19 protein-coding genes are annotated in these 23,609 nt (G+C 72.9%); 16 read left to right on the top strand and 3 right to left on the bottom strand.

The window, feature by feature from the left end; genetic code table 11:
- Positions 1–6: 6 nt before the first annotated feature.
- Together recN and ACWCSV_RS27835 are read left to right on the top strand one after the other, a co-directional pair.
- The gene (recN, locus tag ACWCSV_RS27840) at positions 7–1,755 is read left to right on the top strand and encodes a DNA repair protein RecN (protein ID WP_451146770.1); all 1,749 of its coding nucleotides are present in this window, start codon (positions 7–9) and stop codon (positions 1,753–1,755) included.
- A 292-nt stretch (positions 1,756–2,047) separates the two neighbouring features.
- The gene (locus ACWCSV_RS27835) at positions 2,048–3,142 is read left to right on the top strand and encodes a glycosyltransferase family 4 protein (RefSeq protein ID WP_451146768.1); all 1,095 of its coding nucleotides are present in this window, start codon (positions 2,048–2,050) and stop codon (positions 3,140–3,142) included.
- Between the two features lie 12 nt (positions 3,143–3,154).
- On the opposite strand, the gene ACWCSV_RS27830 is transcribed toward ACWCSV_RS27835, so the two are convergent.
- Positions 3,155–4,543: an FAD-binding oxidoreductase gene (locus ACWCSV_RS27830; protein WP_451146766.1), complete on the bottom strand. Its 1,389-nt coding sequence runs from the start codon at positions 4,541–4,543 to the stop codon at positions 3,155–3,157.
- A 156-nt stretch (positions 4,544–4,699) separates the two neighbouring features.
- Positions 4,700–6,529, bottom strand: a complete 1,830-nt coding sequence (locus ACWCSV_RS27825) for a glycoside hydrolase family 15 protein (protein ID WP_451146796.1) — start codon at positions 6,527–6,529, stop codon at positions 4,700–4,702.
- A gap of 443 nt (positions 6,530–6,972) precedes the next feature.
- Between ACWCSV_RS27825 and ACWCSV_RS27820 the strand changes: the two genes are divergently transcribed.
- From ACWCSV_RS27820 to ACWCSV_RS27755, 14 genes are all read left to right on the top strand, one after another.
- Entirely contained in the window at positions 6,973–8,637 is a 1,665-nt protein-coding gene (locus tag ACWCSV_RS27820) for a CTP synthase (RefSeq protein WP_451146764.1), read from the top strand.
- 84 nt (positions 8,638–8,721) lie between these two features.
- Positions 8,722–9,348, top strand: a complete 627-nt coding sequence (locus tag ACWCSV_RS27815) for an NUDIX domain-containing protein (protein ID WP_451146762.1) — start codon at positions 8,722–8,724, stop codon at positions 9,346–9,348.
- A 170-nt stretch (positions 9,349–9,518) separates the two neighbouring features.
- Positions 9,519–11,639, top strand: a complete 2,121-nt coding sequence (locus ACWCSV_RS27810) for a tetratricopeptide repeat protein (RefSeq protein WP_451146760.1) — start codon at positions 9,519–9,521, stop codon at positions 11,637–11,639.
- Positions 11,640–11,818: 179 nt separating this feature from the next.
- A complete protein-coding gene (gene ald, locus ACWCSV_RS27805; RefSeq protein ID WP_451146794.1) occupies positions 11,819–12,934 on the top strand; it encodes an alanine dehydrogenase in 1,116 nt (371 codons plus the stop codon).
- A 380-nt stretch (positions 12,935–13,314) separates the two neighbouring features.
- A complete protein-coding gene (locus ACWCSV_RS27800; RefSeq protein ID WP_327174979.1) occupies positions 13,315–14,433 on the top strand; it encodes a ParA family protein in 1,119 nt (372 codons plus the stop codon).
- Complete coding sequence (locus ACWCSV_RS27795) at positions 14,430–15,020, top strand: hypothetical protein (RefSeq protein WP_451146792.1); 591 nt, start codon at positions 14,430–14,432, stop codon at positions 15,018–15,020. The genes ACWCSV_RS27800 and ACWCSV_RS27795 overlap by 4 nt, the downstream gene beginning before the upstream one ends.
- 149 nt (positions 15,021–15,169) lie before the next feature.
- Entirely contained in the window at positions 15,170–16,231 is a 1,062-nt protein-coding gene (locus tag ACWCSV_RS27790) for a segregation and condensation protein A (RefSeq protein ID WP_451146790.1), read from the top strand.
- Positions 16,228–17,007: an SMC-Scp complex subunit ScpB gene (gene scpB, locus ACWCSV_RS27785; protein ID WP_451146757.1), complete on the top strand. Its 780-nt coding sequence runs from the start codon at positions 16,228–16,230 to the stop codon at positions 17,005–17,007. Before ACWCSV_RS27790 ends, scpB begins: the two co-directional genes overlap by 4 nt.
- Positions 17,007–18,212 carry a pseudouridine synthase gene (locus ACWCSV_RS27780; RefSeq protein ID WP_451146755.1) on the top strand — a complete coding sequence of 402 codons (1,206 nt, stop codon included), beginning with the start codon at positions 17,007–17,009 and terminating at the stop codon, positions 18,210–18,212. The genes scpB and ACWCSV_RS27780 overlap by 1 nt, the downstream gene beginning before the upstream one ends.
- Before the next feature lie 135 nt (positions 18,213–18,347).
- Complete coding sequence (gene pnuC, locus ACWCSV_RS27775; protein WP_451146753.1) at positions 18,348–19,019, top strand: nicotinamide riboside transporter PnuC; 672 nt, start codon at positions 18,348–18,350, stop codon at positions 19,017–19,019.
- Positions 19,016–20,095, top strand: coding sequence for an AAA family ATPase (locus ACWCSV_RS27770; protein WP_451146751.1), 1,080 nt, complete (start codon positions 19,016–19,018; stop codon positions 20,093–20,095). Before pnuC ends, ACWCSV_RS27770 begins: the two co-directional genes overlap by 4 nt.
- Positions 20,092–20,859 carry an NUDIX hydrolase gene (locus ACWCSV_RS27765; protein ID WP_451146749.1) on the top strand — a complete coding sequence of 256 codons (768 nt, stop codon included), beginning with the start codon at positions 20,092–20,094 and terminating at the stop codon, positions 20,857–20,859. The genes ACWCSV_RS27770 and ACWCSV_RS27765 overlap by 4 nt, the downstream gene beginning before the upstream one ends.
- On the top strand, positions 20,856–21,878 hold the full coding sequence (locus ACWCSV_RS27760; RefSeq protein WP_451146747.1) for an ADP-ribosylglycohydrolase family protein: 1,023 nt from the start codon (positions 20,856–20,858) through the stop codon (positions 21,876–21,878). The genes ACWCSV_RS27765 and ACWCSV_RS27760 overlap by 4 nt, the downstream gene beginning before the upstream one ends.
- 3 nt (positions 21,879–21,881) lie before the next feature.
- Positions 21,882–22,760 carry a nucleotidyltransferase domain-containing protein gene (locus ACWCSV_RS27755; RefSeq protein ID WP_451146745.1) on the top strand — a complete coding sequence of 293 codons (879 nt, stop codon included), beginning with the start codon at positions 21,882–21,884 and terminating at the stop codon, positions 22,758–22,760.
- 42 nt (positions 22,761–22,802) lie between these two features.
- Here ACWCSV_RS27755 and ACWCSV_RS27750 read toward each other — a convergent pair whose 3' ends face one another.
- Positions 22,803–23,444, bottom strand: a complete 642-nt coding sequence (locus ACWCSV_RS27750) for a nucleotidyltransferase domain-containing protein (RefSeq protein WP_451146743.1) — start codon at positions 23,442–23,444, stop codon at positions 22,803–22,805.
- Positions 23,445–23,609: the final 165 nt, after the last annotated feature.

Genomic DNA, 23,609 nt, shown 5'->3' with positions numbered 1-23,609 from the left:
ATGGTCGTGTCCGTGTTGGAGGAGATGCGGATACGGTCGCTCGGAGTCATCGACGATGCCGTGGTCGAGCTGTCGCCCGGATTCACCGCGGTCACGGGTGAGACCGGTGCGGGCAAGACCATGGTCGTCACGAGCCTCGGGCTGCTGCTCGGCGGACGTGCCGATCCCGCCCTGGTGCGGATCGGTGCGAAGGCCGCGGTGGTCGAGGGACGGATCACGGTCAAGGACGGGGACACGGTCGCCCTGCGGGCCGAGGAGGCCGGTGCGGAGATCGAGGACGGCGCGCTGCTGATCAGCCGCACCGTCTCGGCGGAGGGCCGCTCACGGGCCCACCTCGGAGGCAGATCCGTGCCCGTCGGGGTGCTCGCCGAGCTCGCCGACGAGCTCGTCGCCGTGCACGGCCAGACCGACCAGCAGGGGCTGCTCAAGCCCGCCCGGCAGCGGCAGGCCCTGGACCGGTACGCGGGCGACGGCGTCGCCGTGCCGCACGCCAAGTACGCGGCCGCCTACCGGCGGCTGCGCGCCGTCGTCGTGGAGCTGGACGAGATCACCACCCGGGCCCGGGAGCGGGCCCAGGAGGCGGATCTCCTGCGCTTCGGCCTCGACGAGATCGCGGCCGTCGAACCCCTGCCCGGGGAGGACGCCGAACTCGCCGCCGAGGCCGAGCGCCTCGGGCACGCCGAGGCCCTCGCCTCCGCCGCCGCCCTCGCGCACACCGCGCTGGCCGGGAACCCGGAGGACCAGGAGGTCGTGGACGCCACGACCGTCGTCGCGGCGGCCGGCCGCTCACTGGACGCCGTACGCTCCCACGACCCCGCCCTCGCCGCTCTCGCGGACCGCATCGGGGAGATCTCCATCCTGCTCGCCGACGTCTCCGGAGACCTCGCCGGATACGCCGACCAGCTCGACGCGGACCCGCTGCGCCTCGCCTCGGTGGAGGAGCGCCGGGCCGCGCTCACCGCGCTCACCCGCAAGTACGGCGAGGACGTCGGCGCCGTGCTCGCCTGGGCCGAGGAGGGCGCCGCGCGCCTCACCGAGCTGGAGGGCGACGACGACCGGATCGGTGAACTCACCGAGGAGCGCGACGCCCTGCGCGAGGAGCTCTCCGAGCTGGCCCAGGCCCTCACCGACGCCCGTACCGAAGCGGCGGCCCGCTTCGCGGCGGCCGTCACCGAGGAGCTGGCCTCCCTCGCGATGCCGCACGCCCGCGTCTCCTTCGCCGTCCGGCAGACCGAGGCGCCCGACGAGGGCTCCGGCATCGACGTGGGCGGCCGCAGCGTCGTCTACGGCCCGGCCGGCGCCGACGAGGTCGAGCTGCTGCTCGCCCCGCACCCCGGTGCCCAGCCCCGGCCGATCGCCCGGGGCGCCTCGGGCGGCGAGCTCTCCCGGGTGATGCTCGCCGTGGAGGTCGTCTTCGCCGGCTCCGACCCCGTCCCCACGTACCTCTTCGACGAGGTCGACGCGGGCGTCGGCGGCAAGGCGGCCGTGGAGGTCGGCCGCCGCCTCGCCAAGCTCGCCAGGACCGCCCAGGTCGTCGTCGTGACCCACCTCCCGCAGGTGGCCGCGTTCGCCGACCGCCAGCTGCTCGTCGAGAAGACCGTGGACGGCTCGGTGACCAGGAGCGGGGTCACCGTCCTGGAGGGCGAGGACCGGGTACGCGAACTCTCCCGGATGCTCGCGGGCCAGGAGGACTCCCAGACGGCCCGCGCCCACGCGGAGGAGCTGCTGGCCACCGCACGGGCGGACAGCGCCTAGACAGTGTCCGGGGGCCCTCGCGGCCCCCGGACCCGCTCCGGAGCACGAAGGCGCGCGCACGATGGTCGAGGGCGCGCGCACGATGTGCGAGGGGTTGCAACGGCGCCCCGCACGGCGATTTCGCGCCGGAGGCATCACTCCTGCGAGTGGTACGAAACGGCCGGTTGTCGCCGCACGAGGGTGCAGCAACGTTCCGGCGGTCGGCAACGCCCGTACGGACTGGCATCCTTGGGGCTGTGCCCGCCGTGGCACGCACCCCTCAACGACGCGGGAAGTCCGGGAGCCAATCGACGTGTCACAGCTGCGAACGGTGCAGGTCCTGGGCGGCGGAGGTGCCGGCAGCGGCGCCCACGTCGGATCGCTCGCCGCCGGGCTGGTCGCGCGGGGGGTGCAGGTCACCGTCTGCGCGCCCGCCGCCGTGGACCTGGTCCACGACTTCTCCGCGACCGGCGCCCGCTTCGCCGCGGTGCCCCGGCGCGGCGACCCCGTCTCCATGGCCGCCCTGCGCTCCGCCTGCCTCGGCGCGGACGTGGTGCACGCGCACGGCCCGCACGCGGCCGTCCGCGCCGCCGCCGCGCTCGGCGGGCTGCGCACCCCGCTGGTCGTGACCTGGCACGGCCGGAGCCACGCCGAGGGCGCCCGGAGGCACGTGCGGCACCTGCTGGAGGTCCGGGCGGCCCGGGCGGCCGCCGTCCTGCTCGGCACCTCGTCCGACCTGGTGGACCGGGCCCGCCGCAGGGGTGCCCGGGACGCCCGGCTGGCACCGGTCGCCGCACCCGTCCCCCGCACCGCCGCCGACCAGGCGCACCTCGCCAAGGTCCGCGCCGAACTCGGCGCGGTGGGAAGCCCGTTGCTGCTCACGGCCGGTTCCCTGATGCCTCGTCACGGCTACGGGATCCTGCTCGACGCGGCCCGGCTCCTGTGCGACCTCGACCCGGTGCCCCAGCTGGTCGTCGCCGGCGAGGGCCGCGAGCGGGCCGCTCTGCAACGCCGCATCAAGGGCGAGCGGTTGCCCGTCCGGCTGATCGGCGCCCGGGACGACATCCCCGAACTCGTCGCGGCGGCCGACCTCGTGGTGATCCCCAGCCGCTGGGAGGCACGCTCCCACCTCGCCCAGGACGCGCTGCGTGCCGGTACCCCGCTGGTGGCCACCGCCGTCGGCGGCATCCCCGAACTCGTGGGCGACGCCGCCGAACTCGTCCCGTACGGCGATCCCGAGGCACTCGCGCGGGCGGTCTCGGGGCTGCTCCTCGACCCGGACCGGCGCGCCCTGCTGGCCGCCGAGGGCCGGGTGCAGGCGGCGGGCTGGCCCACCGAGGAGGACACCATCACCCATGTCCTCACCGTCTACGACGAGTTGGCGCAGCCCCTCACCCGGACCCGCTGACCCGGCCTCCGCTCAGGCTGCGGCGGGCTCGATGTTGTGGTTGAGGCGGAACATGTTGTCGGGGTCGTAGCGGCGCTTCACCCCGGCGAGCCGGGCGTAGTTCTCCTCGCCGTACGCGGCGACGACGCGCTCGTGCCCCTCCTGGCCGATGAAGTTGAGGTAGACCGCGTCGTCCGCCCAGGGCCGGACCCCGGCCCGCGCCTCATGGACCCAGTGCCGGGCGCGCGCGTCGTCGGCCGGGTCTTCCCAGATGCCGAAGGGGTGCACGACCCAGGGCGACGAGCGCCACCGTACGGGCAGTTCGGCCGGCCCGCGTGCCACCGCCCCGCCCAACGGGAAGAGGATGTGCTGCGACCCGGACGGTACGGGCATGGCGCCCGCCGTCGAGCAGAACGCGGCCACCGCCTCGTCGGGGAGAGCGCCCAGGTACTCGGCCGACCAGTAGTTCCGTTGGCCCGGCGGATCGTCCAGCATGCACTGGAGGTCCGCGTACGGGATCGCGGCGACGACCTCCGCCTCGTGGGGGAGGGCCAGCAGTGGTGCGGCGACATCCCGCAGCCCGTCCTCCGTACCGGCCCAGGTGAGCAGGACCGCGCAGACCGGCTTGCCGACGAGCCGCTCGGGCACGAACTCCTCGGGCGGACCGGTCAGATAGAGGCAGCCGCCGCCGGCCTCCTCGGGCGCCGTCGCCATCAGGTCGCGGAAGGCGGTGACGGCCTGCGGGCCGTCCTCGGAGCGGAAGAAGAGCAGCGCCATGCTCATGGCGGGAAGCTCGTGGAGACGGAGCGTCAGCGAGGTGGCGACGCCGAAGTTCCCGCCGCCGCCACGCAGCGCCCAGAACAGGCCGGGGTTCTCCCGCTCGCTCGCCCGGACCAGCGAGCCGTCGGCCGTGACCACCTCGGCGGCGAGCAGATTGTCGCAGGCCAGCCCGAACTTCCGCTCCAGCCAGCCCGATCCGCCGCCCAGCGTGAATCCGCCGACCCCGGTCGTCGACGCCCGCCCGCCCGTGGTGGCCAGCGCGAACGGCTGGGTGGCACGGTCCAGTTGACTCATGGTGGCACCCCCGCCGACCCGGGCGGTGCCCGCTTCCCTGTCGACGGTCACCTCGTGCATGCGGCGCAGATCGACGACCAGCCCGCCCTCGCTCGACGCCATGCCCGCCACGCTGTGGCCACCGCCGCGTACGGCGATCTCCAGCTCCTCCGCGCGGGCGCACCGCAGGGCCGAGGCGACGTCCTCGGTGGACGCGCACTGGGCGATCAGGGCGGGACGGCGGTCGATCATGCCGTTGAAGACGGCGCGCGCCTCGTCGAACCCCTCGTCCTCGGGGGTGTGGATCGCGCCGGAGAACCCCTCCCGCAGCGCGGCGAGAGAGCTGTCGAACAGAGTGCGGGGCGTCATGACGCCCCCTTCCGAGGGGCGGAAACGTACCTCTCCAGCGTAGTCCCGGGGGACGGGAGAGCCCAGTGGGACAGCCGGTGGGCCGGTCCCGGACACGGAACGCCCCGGCCACCCACGAAGGGGGCCGGGGCGTGCGCGCGGAGGCGGCGGTTCAGGTCAGCCCGCGTACGCCCCGCTGGCCGTCAGCCGCAGCGCGGTGTCGATGAGCGGGACGTGGCTGAACGCCTGCGGGAAGTTGCCCACCTGGCGCTGGAGCCGGGAGTCCCACTCCTCGGCGAGCAGCCCCAGGTCGTTGCGGAGCGAGAGCAGCTTCTCGAAGAGCTGGCGGGCCTCGTCGACCCGGCCGATCATCGCCAGGTCGTCCGCCAGCCAGAAGGAGCAGGCGAGGAACGCGCCCTCGTCGCCCTCCAGGCCGTCCACGCCCGCGTCGTCGCCGGAGGTCGGGTAGCGCAGCACGAACCCGTCCTCGGTCGACAGCTCGCGCTGGATCGCCTCGATCGTGCCGATGACCCGCTTGTCGTCCGGCGGGAGGAAGCCCATCTGCGGGATCAGCAGCAGCGAGGCGTCCAGTTCCTTCGAGCCGTAGGACTGGGTGAAGGTGTTGCGCTCGGGGTCGTAGCCCCGGTCGCAGACGTCGCGGTGGATGTCGTCGCGCAGCTCGCGCCACCGCTCCAGCGGCCCTTCCACGTCGCCGGACTCGATCAGCTTGATCGTCCGGTCGACCGCGACCCAGGCCATCACCTTGGAGTGCACGAAGTGCCGGCGGGGGCCGCGCACCTCCCAGATGCCCTCGTCCGGTTCGTACCAGTGCTGCTCCAGGTAGCTGATCAGCTTGAGCTGGAGGCCCATGGCGTAGTCGTTGCGGGTCAGGCCCGTCATGTGCGCCAGGTGCAGCGCTTCGGTGACCTCGCCGTACACGTCGAGCTGGAGCTGGTCGGCCGCGCCGTTGCCGACGCGGACCGGGCCGGAGTTCTCGTAACCGGGCAGCCAGTCCAGCTCCGCCTCGCCGAGCTCGCGCTCGCCGGCGATGCCGTACATGATCTGCAGGTTCTCCGGGTCGCCCGCGACGGCCCGCAGCAGCCACTCGCGCCAGGCGCGGGCCTCCTCGCGGTAGCCGGTGCGCAGCAGCGAGGAGAGGGTGATCGCGGCGTCGCGGAGCCAGGTGTAGCGGTAGTCCCAGTTGCGTACGCCCCCGATCTCCTCGGGCAGCGAGGTGGTGGGCGCGGCGACGATGCCACCGGTCGGCGCGTAGGTGAGCGCCTTGAGGGTAATGAGCGAACGGGTCACGGCCTCCCGGTAGGGGCCGTGGTACGTACACTGCGCGACCCACTCCTCCCAGAACCGTTCCGTCGCCTCCAGCGAGCCCTCCGGCTCCGGCAGGGCGGGCGGCTGGTGGTGCGAGGGCTGCCAGCTGATCGTGAAGGCGACGCGGTCGCCGGGGGAGACCGTGAAGTCGGAGTAGGTCGTCAGGTCCTTGCCGTACGTCTCCGCCTGCGTGTCCAGCCAGACGGAGTCCGGTCCGGCCACGGCCACCGTGCGGCTGTCCACCTTGTGCACCCAGGGGGTGATCCGGCCGTAGCTGAACCGCATCCGCAGCGACGAGCGCATCGTCACCCGGCCGCTGACACCCTCCACGATCCGGATGAGCTGAGGGGCGCCGTCACGGGGCGGCATGAAATCGATCACGCGTACGGTGCCGCGCGGCGTGTCCCACTCCGATTCCAGGATGAGGGAGTCGCCGCGATAGCGCCGCCGGTCGGCGGCGGGCGGCTCGGTGGCGGCCTCGGCGCCGTCGGCGCCCTCGGGTGAGGGCTCCAGCGGCCCCAGGCGCCAGAAGCCGTGCTCCTCGGTACCCAGAAGTCCCGCGAAGATGGCATGGGAATCGAAGCGTGGCAGGCAGAGCCAGTCGACCGTGCCGTCCCGGCAGACCAGCGCCGCTGTCTGCATGTCTCCGATGAGTGCGTAATCCTCGATGCGCCCGGCCACGTGCGTCTCCAGTCGAACGGCCATGTGTCGCCCCGGTGAGGGGCGCTTGCTGCGTGAAAAAAGGGAAATGTTCAGGAGGGGTCGATGGGCCCTTTGGACCGGCGGGAGCGGGCGGGGTTGTGCCGCAGGCCGACCGTCCCGCTCGTCAGCGAGTGTCCGAGCAGGATACGACGCACCGATGTGATCCGCGCGACGGTTGGTGGATCTTGTCGGCACCGAACGGGTGGGGCGTGGGGCGGGTGCGGAGGAATCGTGGTGCTCGTGCCGACCATGTGACCGGAAGCAGGGTCCTCAGGTCGCTGTTAGGCTGGTAGCCCGTGGACCGGTGGTCGTACGCGAGAGCGGACGAGGCCCCCGAACCGCAGCGACGGCACCCCCGGAATCTCCGGTTCGGCAGCCGGTACGTACCCCAGATTCGCTACCACGGGAGCCCCCTCTTGGCTATGCAGCCCACATCCACGACGACCAAGCACATCTTCGTCACCGGGGGTGTCGCCTCCTCCCTCGGCAAGGGTCTGACTGCCTCCAGTCTGGGTGCACTGCTCAAGGCGCGTGGTCTCCGGGTCACGATGCAGAAGCTCGACCCGTACCTCAACGTCGACCCCGGCACGATGAACCCCTTCCAGCACGGTGAGGTGTTCGTCACCAACGACGGTGCCGAGACCGACCTGGACATCGGCCACTACGAGCGCTTCCTCGACGTCGACCTCGACGGCTCCGCCAACGTCACGACCGGGCAGGTCTACTCCCAGGTCATCGCCAAGGAGCGGCGCGGCGAGTACCTCGGCGACACCGTCCAGGTCATCCCGCACATCACCAACGAGATCAAGTCCCGCATCCGCCGCATGGCGACCGGCGACGTCGACGTGGTCATCACCGAGGTCGGCGGCACCGTCGGCGACATCGAGTCGCTGCCGTTCCTGGAGACCGTCCGCCAGGTGCGCCACGAGGTCGGCCGGGACAACGTCTTCGTCGTGCACATCTCGCTGCTGCCCTACATCGGCCCCTCCGGCGAGCTGAAGACCAAGCCGACCCAGCACTCCGTGGCCGCGCTCCGCAACATCGGCATCCAGCCGGACGCCATCGTGCTCCGCGCCGACCGCGACGTCCCCACCGCCATCAAGCGCAAGATCTCGCTGATGTGCGACGTCGACGAGAGCGCCGTCGTCGCCTGTGTCGACGCCAAGTCGATCTACGACATCCCGAAGGTGCTGCACACCGAGGGCCTGGACGCCTACGTCGTGCGCAAGCTCGACCTGCCCTTCCGGGACGTGGACTGGAGCACCTGGGACGACCTGCTCGACCGCGTCCACAACCCCGACCACGAGGTCACCGTCGCCCTGGTCGGCAAGTACATCGACCTCCCCGACGCCTACCTCTCGGTCACCGAGGCCATCCGGGCCGGCGGCTTCGCGAACAAGGCCCGCGTCAAGGTCGAGTGGGTCACCTCCGACGACTGCAAGACCCCGGCCGGCGCCGCTCGCCACCTCGCGGGCGTGGACGCCATCTGCATTCCCGGCGGTTTCGGCGAGCGCGGTGTCGACGGCAAGGTGGGCGCGATCCAGTACGCCCGCGAGAACAAGGTGCCGCTGCTCGGACTCTGCCTCGGCCTCCAGTGCATCGTCATCGAGGCGGCCCGCAACATCGCCGGCATCCCGGACGCCAACTCCACCGAGTTCGACGCCGCGACCGCGCACCCGGTGATCTCCACCATGGAGGAGCAGCTCGCGTACGTAGAGGGCGCGGGCGACCTGGGCGGCACCATGCGCCTGGGCCTCTACCCGGCGAAGCTCGCCGAGGGCTCGCTCGTCCGCGAGGCGTACGCCGGCGAGCCGTACGTCGAGGAGCGCCACCGCCACCGCTACGAGGTGAACAACGCCTACCGCTCGGAGCTGGAGAAGAAGGCCGGACTGGTCTTCTCCGGCACCTCCCCGGACAACAAGCTCGTCGAGTACGTCGAGTACCCCCGCGAGGTACACCCCTACCTCGTCGCCACCCAGGCCCACCCCGAGCTGCGCTCCCGCCCGACCCGCCCGCACCCGCTCTTCGCGGGTCTGGTGAAGGCCGCCGTCGCCCGCCAGGCGGAGGCCGTCGCGTCGGGCAAGTAGTCCCGAGGCATTACCGTTGACCGGGGTACGCGTCCGCCGAGGACGGGTGCCCCGGTTTTTCGTTCGTGAAGCGGGAGGACGCAGATGGGCATCCAGGACAGGGCCGAGGAATGGCGGGTCACCGCGACGGTGACGCCCTTCACCGGCAACAAGACCAGCGTCCGTACCGACGACGTCGTGATGCCCGACGGCACGGTCGTCGGACGTGACTACCAGGTCCACCCCGGCTCCGTCGCGATCCTGGCGATCGACGACCAGGACCACGTCCTGGTGCTGCGTCAGTACCGCCACCCGGTCCGCCACAAGCTCTGGGAGATCCCGGCCGGACTGCTCGACGTCCCCGGCGAGAACCCGCTGGCCGCCGCCCAGCGCGAGCTGTACGAGGAGGCGCATGTCAAGGCGGAGGACTGGCGGGTCCTGACCGACGTCTACACCAGCCCCGGCGGTTCGGACGAGGCGGTCCGCATCTTCCTCGCCCGCGACCTCTCCGAGGCGGTCGGCGAGCGCTTCGCGGTCTCCGAGGAGGAGGCCGACATGGAACAGGCGCGGGTCCCGCTGGCGGACCTGGTGCGGGGCGTCCTCGCGGGCGAACTGCACAACAGCTGCCTGGTCATGGGCGTCACGGCGCTGACCGCCGCCCGCGCGGGGGACGGCGAGGACTCGCTGCGCCCGGCGGAGGCCCCCTGGCCGGCCCGGCCGTTCGAGGCATAGGGAGCCGCCTTCACCCGCCCCGTACCCATCGGACGATCGTAAGAATCGCTGATCCGATCGGGCGATGTCCCCGCCCCGCTCCGCCCTGATCGGCGGCACCGCTGAACTAGGCTCGAAAGGCCCGCCGGAACTCCGGCGGGCACCGGGTGCGGCGAAGTGGAGCGTGGCTCGTGACGGATCAGGCGGTGGACACCAGCGGCCCGGCCCGAACGCCCCGCACCGAGGAGCCCTCCGGCACGGCCCCACCCGAACTGTTCGGCCGCCGACGCGAGTTGAAAGCCCTTCAGGAGGACATCGAACGGGCCGGGCTGAACACCCTCGCCGGCCGCAAGGCGGCCCGCGCCCGGGTCCTGCTGATCGCGGGACGCGCCGGGTCCGGGCGCAGCGCCCTCGCGGCCGCCTTCGCCCGCACCCTGACCGGCGCGGCCCCCGAGGGCGGCTCCATGGGCCCGCTGCCCTGGGTCGCGCCCGGCACCGGAAGCGGCGACTACCCGGACGGCGTGCTGCGCGTCGCCCTGGCCGACCCCGACGGCACCCGGGTGCCCGTCGAACGCACCGCCCGCGAGATCCTCGGCCTGCTCTCCCTCGACACCCCGCCCGGCGCGGACGCCGACGAGCTGACCGAGATGGTCCGCGAGGCTCTCGCCGTGCGGCGGCTGCTGCTCGTCCTCGACGACGCGGTGGACGCCGAGCAGGTGGACCCCCTCCTCCCGGACGGCCCCGGCTGCCTGGTGCTGGCCACCGCGACCGGCCCGCTGACCGGCGTCCCCGACGTCCGCCCCTGCACCATCGGCGGGCTGGACACCGGCTCCGCCGTGCGCCTCCTCGCCGGGGTGGTCGGACAGGTGCGGATCACCGTGGACCCCCGGACCGCCGAGACCCTCGTGGAGGAGTGCGGCGGCCAGCCCGCCGCCCTGCTGCTCGTCGCGGGGTGGATCGCCGCCCGCCCGACCGCCTCCGTCGCCGACGCCACCCAGCACCTGAGGGGGACCCCGGAGGACACCGAGCAGCCGGTGGGCGCCCGCCCGCTGGCCCGTGCCTTCCGGATGGCGCACGACTCCCTGCTGGAGACCCCCGCCCGGATCCTGCGACTGCTCGCGCTCGCGCCCGCCGGCCTCGCCGACGCGCACACCGCCTCCGCGCTGGCCGGCTGCTCCGTCTCCGCCGCCCGCCGGACCCTCGACGACTTCGTCGCCCTCGGCCTGCTGCGTACGGACGGCGCCGCCGAGCCCCAGTACGAGGTGCCGGGCTGCCTCGCACCCCTGGTGCGGGCGCTCCTGGAGGAACGCGACCGGCCGGCCGAGACCGAACTGGCCCGGGCCCGGATGCTGGAGCGCACCGTACGGCTGCTCCACTCCTGCCGGGCGGTCACCGAGCCCGAGGGCTCCCCGGCCCGCCGCAAGCTCGCGGGACTTCCCAGGGCGCTCCGGTTCCCGGGCCCGGAGGAGGCCGCCGTCTGGCTGCGCGTCAGGCTGCCCTCGCTGGTTGCCGCCGCCCGCATGGCGGTGGCGGACGGAGAGCTGGACACCCTCGCCCGCCGCCTGGTCGCCGCCCTGGTGCGGGCGCTCGCGGCCCACCTCGGCACGGAGGCCGCCGCCCCCGAGCTGTACGGGCTGCACGGCCTGGTGCTCGACGTCGCCGAGCGCCGGGGACTGCACCGGGAGCGCGCCGCCGCGCTGCTCAACCTCGCCGACCTGGACGCCTCCACGGGGCGGACCCGCACCGCCCTGGCCCGCTACCGCGCCGCGCTGGACGCCGGGCGGGAGGCGAAGGACCTGTACGCCACCGGCCGCGCCATGGAATCCGTCGGAGGCGCCTACGCCGAGCTGGGGGACTACCCGCGCGCCTCCGACTGGTACGGCCGGGCGCTCGCCCAGCGCCTCGCACAGGGCGACCGGGAGGGCGAGGCGCGGCTCTACGGACGGCTCGGCGCGGTGCACGCGTACGCCGGACGGTACGGCGAGGCGCTGCGCAACTGGCGGGCCGCCGCGGCGGGCCTGCGCAGGCTCGGCGACCTCCCGGCCCAGGCCAGGGCACTCAGCGAAGCGGCCAGGGTCCAGGAGTACGCGGGCCGCCCGCACGACTCGCTCCGTACCTGCCGGGAGGCCGTCGACCTGGCCCGGCAGGCCGAGGACGTGCGGCTCCAGGCGGCGCTGCAGCTGCGGCTGGCCGACACCCTGGACCGGCTCGGCGACCCCGCTGCGGCCGCGCTGCACCGGGCGACGGCGGAGAGACTGCTGGGGGAGGAAGGAACTGCCTGCGAAAACATTGGCGTCTCGGTCGAAAATTAGTTCTTTGCAAGGCTAGACACCGCGAAGTCCTTCATTAGACTGGCTCTGCCGCATGTCCCCGCGACGTTCCCGCGGGCGATGCGCATTTCTGTGCGAGTCCGTGCAAACCGGCGATCTCCGGCCCTGGGCCAGGCCGTCCGCTGCCCGGGCGCCCCTCCGAGCCAAGGACCGTGATCCACGTGAAGGTCGGCATCCCCCGCGAAGTCAAGAACAACGAGTTCCGGGTGGCGATCACGCCCGCCGGAGTGCACGAGCTGGTCCGCCACGGCCACGAGGTCGTCGTCGAGCGGAACGCCGGCGCGGGCTCGTCCATCACGGACGAGGAGTACACCGCCGCCGGCGCGCGCATCCTGCCCACCGCGGACGAGGTCTGGGCCGCGGCCGACCTGCTGCTCAAGGTCAAGGAGCCGGTCGCAGAGGAGTACCACCGCCTGCGCAAGGGCCAGACCCTCTTCACCTACCTCCACCTCGCCGCCTCCCGTGAGTGCACCGACGCGCTGCTGGATTCCGGCACCACCGCCATCGCCTACGAGACCGTCGAGACCGCGAACCGCGCGCTGCCGCTGCTCGCCCCCATGTCCGAGGTCGCGGGCCGGCTGGCCCCGCAGGTCGGCGCGTACCACCTGATGCGCTCGGCGGGCGGCCGGGGCGTGCTGCCCGGCGGCGTCCCCGGCACGGCCGCGGCCAGGGCGGTCGTCATCGGTGGCGGCGTCTCCGGCTGGAACGCCACCCAGATCGCCGTGGGGCTCGGCTTCCACGTCACCCTGCTCGACCGCGACGTCAGCAAGCTGCGCGAGGCCGACAAGGTCTTCGGGACCCGGGTGCAGACCGTGGTCTCCAACGCCTTCGAACTGGAGAAGGCGGTCGTCGGGGCCGACCTCGTCATCGGCGCCGTCCTCATCCCGGGCGCGAAGGCCCCGAAGCTGGTCACCAACGAGCTCGTCGCCAAGATGAAGCCCGGAAGTGTTCTTGTCGACATTGCGATCGACCAGGGCGGTTGCTTCGAGGACTCGCACCCGACCACGCACGCCGAACCGACCTTCACGGTCCACGACTCGGTGTTCTACTGCGTCGCGAACATGCCCGGCGCGGTTCCGAACACCTCCACCTACGCCCTCACCAACGCCACGCTCCCGTACATCGTCGAGCTGGCCAACCGGGGCTGGGTCGAGGCGCTGCGCCGCGACTCCGCCCTGGCCAAGGGCCTCAACACCCATGACGGGCAAGTCGTTTACCGCGAGGTGGCCGACGCGCACGACCTTCCGCACGTCGAGCTGAGCTCGATCGTCGGCTGACCGGACGGGGCCGTTCCGCCCGTCGTCCCGTCAATCCCGCACCTCCGGCCGGACCTTGCGCGTCAAGGTCCGGCCGGTCGTGCGCCGGGCTTCCTGAGGCGATGGCCGACTCGCGCTGAACGCCCGGCTTCACCCGATTCGTTCCCCCGTGAAAAGCGCTCCTTGCTCCCCGTGCACCCTTGACAGGAGGGTGTTCGATTGCAGACACATCGGGCCGGGTCCGGCGGATTGTGTTGCTGCGGACCGGTGACACGCCATAGAGTCGCCCATCGTCGGCATGGTGCCACGCTGACCTATCGATAAGTTTCCTGGTCACATCCAAGGAGGTAAGACGACTTGTGAATGAGTCGACATTTACTCCCGGGGGTGGTCAACCAGGGATGCCTGCACGGGGTCAGGGCCCGAACGGGCTCGAAGCTGTCGGCTCCGTCGCGGTCCGCACCTTCGCGACCCACCAGCACATGACGACGCCCCCCCAGATGATGGACGGCCTACACGTGAACGCCATGGCCGGCAACGAGAGTGGCCGCGACACCGCCCACCTCGCCGACTTCGCCGAGATGCCCGAGGGGCACTTCTACGACCCCGACGCCGAGTACGAACCCGATCCGGAGTACGCGGCCACACTCGCCCCCGACGCGGCGCGCCAGCGCCGTGAGCGGATCGGCCCGACCGGGCGCCCGTTGCCCTACTTCCCGATCCCGGGACCGCTGACCGAACACGGTCCCGCCAAGATCATCGCGATGTGCAACCAGAAGGGCGGGGTGGGCAAGACCACCTCGACCATCAACCTGGGTGCCGCGCTCGCCGAGTACGGACGACGGGTCCTGCTCGTCGACTTCGACCCCCAGGGCGCCCTCTCGGTCGGCCTCGGTGTCAACCCGATGGAGCTGGACCTCACCGTCTACAACCTGCTCATGGAGCGGGGCATGTCGGCCGACGAGGTACTGCTGAAGACCGCGGTCCCCAACATGGACCTGCTGCCCAGCAACATCGACCTGTCCGCCGCCGAGGTGCAGCTCGTCAGCGAGGTGGCCCGCGAGTCGACCCTGCAGCGCGCGCTCAAGCCGCTGATGGCCGACTACGACTACATCGTGATCGACTGCCAGCCCTCGCTCGGCCTGCTCACCGTGAACGCCCTGACGGCCGCTCACAAGGTGATCGTGCCGCTGGAGTGCGAGTTCTTCGCGCTGCGCGGTGTGGCGCTGCTCACCGAGACCATCGAGAAGGTCCAGGAGCGGCTCAACCCCGAGCTGGAGCTCGACGGCATCCTCGCCACGATGTACGACTCCCGCACGGTGCACAGCCGCGAGGTGCTCGCCCGTGTGGTGGAGGCCTTCGACGACCACGTGTACCACACGGTCATCGGGCGCACGGTGCGCTTCCCGGAGACCACGGTCGCCGGTGAGCCCATCACCACGTACGCCTCGAACTCGGTCGGTGCCGCCGCCTACCGACAGCTCGCCAGGGAGGTGCTCGCCCGGTGTCACGCCGAGTGAGTCTGCCCGGTGCCGACGAACTGTTCCGCACCACCGGGGGCATGGGGCTCCAGTCCTCCTCCCCGGCGGAGCGGCGGCGCAAGGCGAACGGCGAGGCACGGGTTCCCGCACCCGCCGGGGAGGACGACTCGACGCCGTCCTCCCCGGCGGGCGGCGGTGCCCCACCGGAGCGGCCGACGGGGCGCGAGGGCACTTCCGCGCCCGACGCCGAAGGGGTGGACCCGCGCGGACGCGTCGGCGGCCCCGAGCGCGTGACGGTCCCCCGGACCGGCCCCGGGCCCCAGGGCCGGCCGCCGGCCCAGGAGCAGACCGGGGCACCCCAGCAGCAGCGCGGCCGCGGTACCGGCCAGGGCAGGGGAGCCAACCGGCGTCCCAGCGGCCGGGAGCGGCACGACGAGAAGATCACGGTCTACGTCTCGGCCGAGGAACTGATGGACCTCGAACACGCCCGGCTGGTCCTGCGCGGCGAGCACGGCCTCGCCGTCGACCGCGGGCGCATCGTCCGCGAGGCGGTCGCCGTCGTCCTCGCCGACCTGGAATCCCGCGGCGACGCGAGCATCCTCGTACGGCGGCTGCGCGGCCGCTGAGCGGTCCGCCGCGGGTAGCCTGCCCGGCAGGGCCGCAAACCCTGCCGCCCGCCCCGCGCGGCCGGCTCCCGCTCCCCGCCGGACGCCGGGCCCGTACGAGACGGCACGGCCGGTCCGCGCCCGCCGTACACCTGGACTGTCACGTGCCGCTGCCGACGACCGACGACTCCGCCGCCCCGCGCCGCCGCGCCCTCGGGCGCGGGCCGGAGGCGGCCGCGGCGGCGCCGGAGGAGGCGGTCCCCGAGGAGCCCGAGACCCCCGGAGCCGCCGAGGCGGCCGAAGCCCCCGCGGCCCCCGAGGCGCTGCACGCGCCTCCAGCGCCCCCGGAGCCGTCCGGTGCGCCCGAGGGGCCCGACGCACCCCCCGGGCCGCCCAAGGGCCCTCAGGGGCCGCCGGAGGACGGCAGGCGGTTCACCGTACGGCTGGCGAACTTCGAAGGCCCCTTCGACCTGCTGCTCCAGCTGATCACCCGGCACCGGCTGGACGTGACCGAGGTCGCGCTCTCCAGGGTCACCGACGAGTTCATGGCCCACATCCGCGCGATGGGCGCGGACTGGGACCTCGACCAGACCACCGAGTTCCTCGTCGTCGCCGCGACCCTGCTCGACCTCAAGGCCGCCCGGCTGCTGCCCACCGCCGAGGTCGAGGACGAGGCCGACCTCGCCCTCCTGGAGGCGCGGGACCTGCTCTTCGCGCGGCTGCTCCAGTACCGGGCGTACAAGCGCGTCGCCGACATCTTCAGCGACCGGCTGGACGCCGAGTCGCGCCGCTTCCCCCGTACGGTCGGGCTGGAGCCGCACCACGCGGCGCTGCTGCCCGAGGTCGTCCTCAGCATCGGCCCCGAGGGCTTCGCACGGCTCGCCGCGAAGGCCATGCAGCCCCGGCCCGAGCCGCAGGTGTACGTGGACCACATCCACGCCCCGCTGGTCAGCGTGCGTGAGCAGGCGGGGATCGTGATCGCGCTGCTGCGCCGGTCCGGCGGGGCCAGCTTCCGGGAGCTCACCGAGGACGCGGCCGACACCCTCACGGTGGTGGCCCGCTTCCTGGCGCTGCTGGAGCTGTACCGGGAGAAGGCGGTCGCGCTGGACCAGGAGGAGGCGCTCGGCGAACTCCTCGTGCGGTGGGCCGGCGGGGAGGACGCGGAACCCGTCGTGACCGACGAGTTCGACAGGCAAGTGGAACCGGACGCGGAGGAGGGCGTGGAGCCATGAGCGGAGCCGCTGGAGCCGGTGGGAGCACCGGCGTCACGGACGGGCCGGTGCACGGGGGCGCACCGCGGCACGGCGGGGCACGGGGGTCCGCCGACGAGGCGGGGCCCTGGTACGACGGCGAACCCGGGCAGGACGGCGGGCCCGCCGGGTCGGGGAGCGTCGCGGACCTGGAGCTGAAGCCGGCCCTGGAGGCGGTGCTGATGGTCGTGGACGAGCCGGCCACCGAGGAGCACCTCGCGAAGGTCCTCCAGCGGGCGCCGAGAGCCGTGGCCCTGGCATTGCGGGAGCTGGCCGACGAGTACACCGCCCAGCGCCGCGGATTCGATCTGAGACTCGTGGCGGGCGGCTGGCGGTTCTCCACCCGGCCCGCCTACGCGGAGGCCGTGGAGAGCTTCGTCCTGGACGGCCGCCAGGCCCGTCTCACCCAGGCGGCACTGGAGACCCTGGCGGTCGTCGCGTACCGCCAGCCGGTCAGCCGTTCGAGGGTCTCGGCGGTGCGCGGAGTGAACTGCGACGGGGTCATGCGGACCCTCCTCCAGCGCGCTCTGGTCGAGGAGGCGGGGACGGAACCCGAAACAGGTGCGATCCTGTACAGGACGACGAACTACTTTCTGGAGCGTATGGGCCTGCGTGGTCTGGACGAGCTCCCGGAACTCGCTCCCTTCCTCCCGGAAGCGGACGCGATCGAGGCTGAGACGCTAGAGGGTGTGCCGTCGTTCGATCCGGACGCACCGGACACCCCGGATACTCACGCAGACGACAAGACGGAATTTTGATGCGAAGCAGTGGCAGGAACAGCGGAAGCGGCAGCAGCGGCGGCGGCAACCGGAACCCCCGGGGCGGCAGTGGCGGGTCCTTCCGGCCGAAGTCCCAGGGCGGCGGTCAGGGCGGTGGCCAGGGTGGCCGCGGTCAGGGCGGCCGCGGGCCGGCCCAGGGCCGCGGCGGGCGCGACGACCAGCAGGAGCAGCGTCCGCGCCGCCCCCGCCCGGAGGAGCGCCGTTACGACGTGGGCCCCTCGACCAGTTCGTCGGGCGCCGGCGACAGCGAGGCGCGCAAGGGCCGCGGTGCCTCGGCACGCGGCGGCGCCAAGGGCGGACCGAAGTCCCCGCAGCCGGGCAACGCCCGCGGCGGCTTCCGGCGCGGTCCCTCGGGCCAGGCCCGGCCGCGCGAGCTCGACGCGAAGATCGAGCAGCGCAACCGCGACCGGTACGCGGACAAGCCGGACTTCAAGGTGGTCAGGACCCACCCGGGCGCCGAGCAGGAGGGCGAGCGGCTGCAGAAGGTCCTCGCCCGGGCCGGCATGGGCTCGCGGCGGGCCTGCGAGGAGCTGATCGAGCAGGCGCGCGTCGAGGTCAACGGCGAGATCGTGCTGGAGCAGGGCAAGCGGGTCGACCCGCAGAAGGACGAGATCAAGGTCGACGGACTGACCGTGGCGACCCAGTCGTACCTCTTCTTCGCGCTGAACAAGCCGGCCGGCGTCGTCTCCTCGATGGAGGACCCGGACGGCCGTCAGTGCCTCGGCGACTACGTCACCAACCGTGAGACGCGGCTCTTCCACGTCGGCCGGCTGGACACCGAGACCGAGGGCATCATCATGCTCACCAACCACGGTGAGCTCGCCCACCGCCTCACCCACCCGAAGTACGGCGTGAAGAAGACGTACCTCGCGGCGATCCAGGGCCCGCTCCCGCGCGACCTGGGCAAGCGGCTCAAGGACGGCATCCAGCTGGAGGACGGGTACGCCCGTGCCGACCACTTCCGCGTCGTCGAGAACACCGGCAAGAACTACCTGGTCGAGGTGACCCTCCACGAGGGCCGCAAGCACATCGTCCGCCGGATGCTCTCCGAGGCCGGCTTCCCGGTCGACCGGCTGGTGCGGACGTCCTTCGGGCCGATCCCGCTGGGCGACCAGAAGTCCGGCTGGCTGCGCCGCCTGACCAACACCGAGGTCGGCATGCTGATGCGCGAGGTCGGTCTGTAGGACCCCCGGGGGCCCCGGGCCCCCGCCGAAGGCCCGCGGCCGGTTCCGTCCGAATTTTCTGGACGGAACCGGCCGCGGGCCTTTCGCATGCCCCGGTCCACCTTTATAGTCAGAGTGACCATTAAGGAGGCGGGCGTGAGTCTCGCGGATGTTCTCGACCCCCTGCAGCAACCCCTGGTGACCTGGCTGGACACCCCGGTCAGCTGGACCGAGGTGCTCGGATTCGGCAGCGGGGCCCTCTGCGTCTGGCTCGTGGTGCGCCAGCACCTGGCCAACTGGCCGGTCGGCATCGCCAACAACCTCTTCTTCGTGCTGCTCTTCGCACAGTCCGGCCTCTACGCCGACGCCGGACTCCAGATCGTCTTCATCGCCCTCGCCGCGTACGGCTGGTGGACCTGGACCCACGGGGGTGGACCAGGGACACCCGTCCTGCCGGTACGCGGTACGCCGCGCGCCGAATGGACCTGGCTGCTCGCGGCGGGGGCGGTGGGGACCCTCGCGCTGACCCTCCTGCTCTCCCGCGTCACCGACTCGACCGTGCCGTTCTGGGACGCGCTGACGACCGCGCTCTCCCTGATGGCGACCTACGGGCAGAGCCGCAAGCGGGTCGAGTCCTGGTGGCTCTGGATCGCCGCCGACCTCGTCTACATCCCGCTCTACGCCCACAAGGGCCTCTACCTGACCTCGCTGCTCTACGTCGGCTTCCTCGCGCTCTGCGTGGCCGGGCTGCGCTCCTGGCGGCGCGACCTCGCGGCGGACACCGGCGCGGGCGGGCGTCCGGCCGGGCGCACGGAGGTGGCGGCGTGAAGAAGTACGCCCACGGTCTGGTGCTCGGCAAGTTCTACCCGCCCCACGCGGGCCACCACCACCTCGTCCGTACCGCCCAGGACCGCTGCGAGCGGCTCACCGTCCTCGTCTGCGCCGCCGGGGTCGAATCGGTGCCGCTGGCCGACCGGGTGGCCTGGATGCGGGAGACGCACCCCGCCGCCACGGTCGTGGGAGCCGTGGACGACATACGGATGGACGTCCACGACCCGGCGGTCTGGGACGCGCACATGGCGGTGTTCACCGCCGCCGTCCCCGAACGGGTCGATGCCGTCTTCTCCTCGGAGGCGTACGGCGACGAACTCGCCCGGCGCTTCGGCGCCGAGCCGGTCTCCGTCGACCCGGACCGCACCGTCTTCCCCGTCTCCGGCACGGCGGTCCGCGAAAACCCCGTCGCCTGCTGGGACTTCCTGGAGCCGCCCGTACGCGCCGCGCTCACCCGCCGGGTCGTCGTGCTCGGCGCCGAGTCCACCGGCACCACCACCCTGGCGCTCGCCCTCGCCGAGCACTACCGCCGTCGCGGCGGGGTGTGGGCCCGGACCCGCAGCGTGCCGGAGTACGGGCGGGAGTTCAGCGAACAGAAACTCGCCGCCCTGCGCGCCGACCACCCCGGCGCCCAGTGGGAGGACGTCGGCTTCACCACCGGCGACTTCCCGCTGATCGCCGCCGTCCAGAACGACCGCGAGGAGGCCGCCGCGCGGACCGGATCGCCGGTGCTCTTCTGTGACACCGACTCCTTCGCCACCACTGTCTGGCACGAGCGGTACGTCGGCGGGCGCAACCCGCGCGTCGAGGCGACCGCCGACCGTGTCGACCACCACCTGTGGCTCCTCACCGACCACGAGGGCGTCCCCTTCGAAGACGACGGACTGCGCGACGGCGAGGAACTGCGGCCCTGGATGACGGGCCGCTTCCGCGCCGAACTCACCCGCACCGGACGCCGGTTCGTGGAGATCACCGGCACCCGCGAACAGCGGCTCGCCACCGCCGTCGCCGCCGTCGACGAACTCCTCGCGTCCGGCTGGCACTTCAACCCGCCTCTCCCGGAGCGACGATGAACACCCGTGCGCAGGAGCCCGCAGGAGCTCCGGAGGGCTACGACCCGTACGCGTTCACCCCGTTCGCCGTCACCGTCGACCTCGCCGTCTTCACGGTCCGCGAAGGGCGCCTGAACGTGCTGCTCGTGGAACGCGGCGAGGAACCGTACAAGGGGCGCTGGGCGCTCCCCGGCGGATTCGTCGCCCCCCGCGAGTCCGCCCCGCAGGCCGCCCGCCGCGAACTGGCCGAGGAGACGGGCCTGGACGAGGACACCGTCTGCGAGGTCCACCTCGAACAACTGCGCACCTACACCGAACCGGACCGCGATCCGAGGATGCGGGTCGTCTCCGTCGCGTACGCGGCGCTCCTGCCGGACCTGCCCGAACCGCGCGGCGGCGGCGACGCGGTCAGCGCCCGCTGGTGGGCCTTCGGCGAGGGGGACACCGGGGTGCCAAGGCCGCTCGCCTTCGACCACGGAACCATCCTCGCCGACGCCCACGACCGCATCGGCTCCAAACTCGAATACACCTGCCTGGCAACGGCGTTCTGCCCCGCCGAGTTCACCCTCGGCGAGCTCCAGCAGGTCTACGAAACCGTCTGGGGCACCGCGCTCGACCGCCCCAACTTCCGGCGCAAGGTCCTCGCCACGTCAGGCTTCGTCGAGGCCGTCGAAGGGCCCCCGCGCCGCACCGGGGGCCGGGGCAAACCCGCCGCCCTCTACCGGGCGGGCACCGCCACCGCCCTGCACCCTCCGCTTCTGCGACCGGAAGGAAGAACCCCGTGATCGTCACCGGAACCCGCACCAAACAGGCCGCCACCGGCTCGCTCGTCGGGCTCGCCCTCGGCGACGCGCTGGGCTTCCCGACCGAGTTCAACGACGTGCCCGCCATCCTCGCCAAGTGCGGCCCGTGGCGCGCGATGGAACTTCCCCGGCCCGCGTTCGTCACCGACGACACCCAGATGACCCTCGCCCTCGGACGGGGCATCCGCACCGCCATGGACCGGGGCCCGCTCACCGGGCTCCGGCTGGCCCGGCCGGTCCGGGACGAGTTCGTCGACTGGTACCACTCGCCCGACAACAACCGAGCACCCGGCCGCACGTGCATGGTCGCCTGCCGGCTCCTCGACGGCGACCGCCCCTGGCAGGAAGCCAGCCAGACCGGTTCCAAGGGGTGCGGCGCCAACATGCGGGTCGCCCCCGTCGGGCTGATCCCCGGACTCAGCGACGACCAGCGCGCCGGCGCCGCCCAGCTCCAGGCCGCCCTGACCCACGGCCACCCCACCGCCCTGGCGGCCTCCGACCTGATGGCCCGCGCCGTCCACCTGCTGGCCAGGGGCGCCGAGCCACTCGGCCTCGTCGGCCAGCTGCGCAGCTACGCGTACGAGAACCGGAGCCGCTACCACGAGCGCTGGCTCGGCGACCTCTGGCGCCACACCCACGACGCCTCCGCCCAGTCCTACATCCAGCGCGGCTGGGACGAGTGCCTGGAGGTGCTGACCCGCGTCCAGGACGCCCTGCGCGACCCCTCCCCGGAGACCGACCCCTGCGAGCGCACGGGGGACGGCTGGATCGCCGAGGAGGCCCTCGCGACGGCCCTGCACTGCTTCCTGCTCTTCCCCGAGGAACCCGTCACCGCCCTGCGCCGGGCCGCCTGCACCCGGGGCGACTCCGACTCGCTGGCCTGCCTCACCGGGGCGCTCGCCGGCGCCCACCTGGGAGCCTCGGCCTGGCCCAGGGAATGGGCCGAGCGGATCGAGTACCGGAGCGACATCCTGTCGCTGGGGGCGCTCTGGGATTCTTGATCCATGAACAGCGGCGACGCGGGACGGGCCGGGGCGATACCGGCCGGAGCGATACCGGCCGGGGCGACTACGGCCGGAGCGGTACGGACACGGGCCGGCGGGACACCGGCCGACGGGACACCGGGCGGCGAGGCGGGGCTCCCGGACGTCGACCTCGGGGCGGTCGTGGACGAGGAGCCAGGACCCCTCGCCTTCGCCACCGTCTCCGGGGCGCACCTGTACGGCTTCCCCTCCCGGGACTCGGACGTGGACCTGCGGGGCGTCCACGTCCTGCCCGCCCGGGATCTTGTCGGACTGCGTGATCCCGAGGAGACCCGGAGCCGGATGTGGGTGCGGGACGGGACCGAGATGGATCTCGTCACCCACGACCTGCGGAAGTTCGTCCGGCTGATGCTGCGGCCGAACGGATACGTCCTGGAGCAACTGCTCTCCCCGCTGGTCGTGCGTACGAGCCCGGTCCACCGCGAACTCGTCCTCCTGGCACCTCAACTGATCACCCGTCACCACGCCGACCATTACCGTGGATTCGCCCGCACCCAGTGGCGGCTCTTCGAGAGGAACGGCGAACTCAAGGCACTGCTCTACACGTTCCGCGCCCTGCTCACCGGAGTCCACGCGATGCGCACCGGCGAGATACAGGCCCATCTGCCGACCCTGCTGGAGCGGGTACCGGCCCCCGCGTGGCTCCCCGGACTGATCGAGGCGAAGGCCGCCGCCGAACACGGTGCGATGGAGGGGCCGGACCGGGAGACGGTGGCCCGAGAGGTCGCGGCGCTGCACGAGGTGCTCGACACGGCCCAGCGGGCGACCCGGCTGCCGGAGCGGCCGACCTGCTTCGAGGCGCTGGACGAACTCGTCGTACGGGCCCGGCTGGGGGAGTGAGCTCCCGACCGGCGCACCCGGCGGCCGTCGCTCGGCCGCCTCTCAGCCGCCGCCCAGCGCCGAGGCCCGCCGGGTCCTGACGAGGAACTCCTCGACCCGGGCCCGGTCGGGCCGGTCCGGCAGCGGGGACCGGCCGACAGCCCCCTCGCACTCCTCGGCCAGCCGCGTCATCCGGCGCTCCACCTCGGGCCACCCCACCTCGCCCCGCTTCACCGCGAGCAGCTCCTCCCGCCGCTCGCCGACGCCGATGGTGAGCACCCCGGTACGCAGCAGGTCCCGGGCCGACATCAGCAGGCGCAGCAGATGCATGGCGTGCTTCCAGCGCGGCCCACCGTGCGTCCGCTCGTCGGCCTCCAGCTTCCGCCGCTGACCCGTCGCGTACCGGGCGAAGGTCGCGTACGCCTCCCGGGACAGGAAGGCGTCCCGCAGCGCGAGGAGTTCGCGGCCGGTGTCGTCGATCCGCTCCACCAGAGGGGAGTGCAGGCACTCCAGGACGTTCGGGTTGGCGCGCAGGGCCAGTTCGCAGAAACGCTCCAGCTCCCACGAGAACTGCTCCGGCGCCGGACCGTCCAGATGCGTCGGCGGCTTCTCGAACCGCCAGAACGAGGCGGTCGGCGCGAGAAACACCCCACGCCGGTCGATGTCGCTCCCCTCGGTGGCCAGCCCGAACGCACGCGACCCCATCACGCAGGAGTACACCGTGTGGTCGCGGACGAGGTCTCGGCATCGGGGCTGGTCATGGGCGTGAGGGTACGCGGGGGCGGAGGGGCGGTGCCCCGGATTTATCCTTGTGCCGGCGGTGCCCGGGGTGCGAACATCGCGCGTCATCCGCTCGTCGTATCGCGGCGC

This window comes from Streptomyces sp. NPDC001770 (assembly GCF_053596135.1).
Note: the sequence above shows the minus strand (reverse complement) of the source record. Positions and strands in the feature narration are given on the sequence as shown.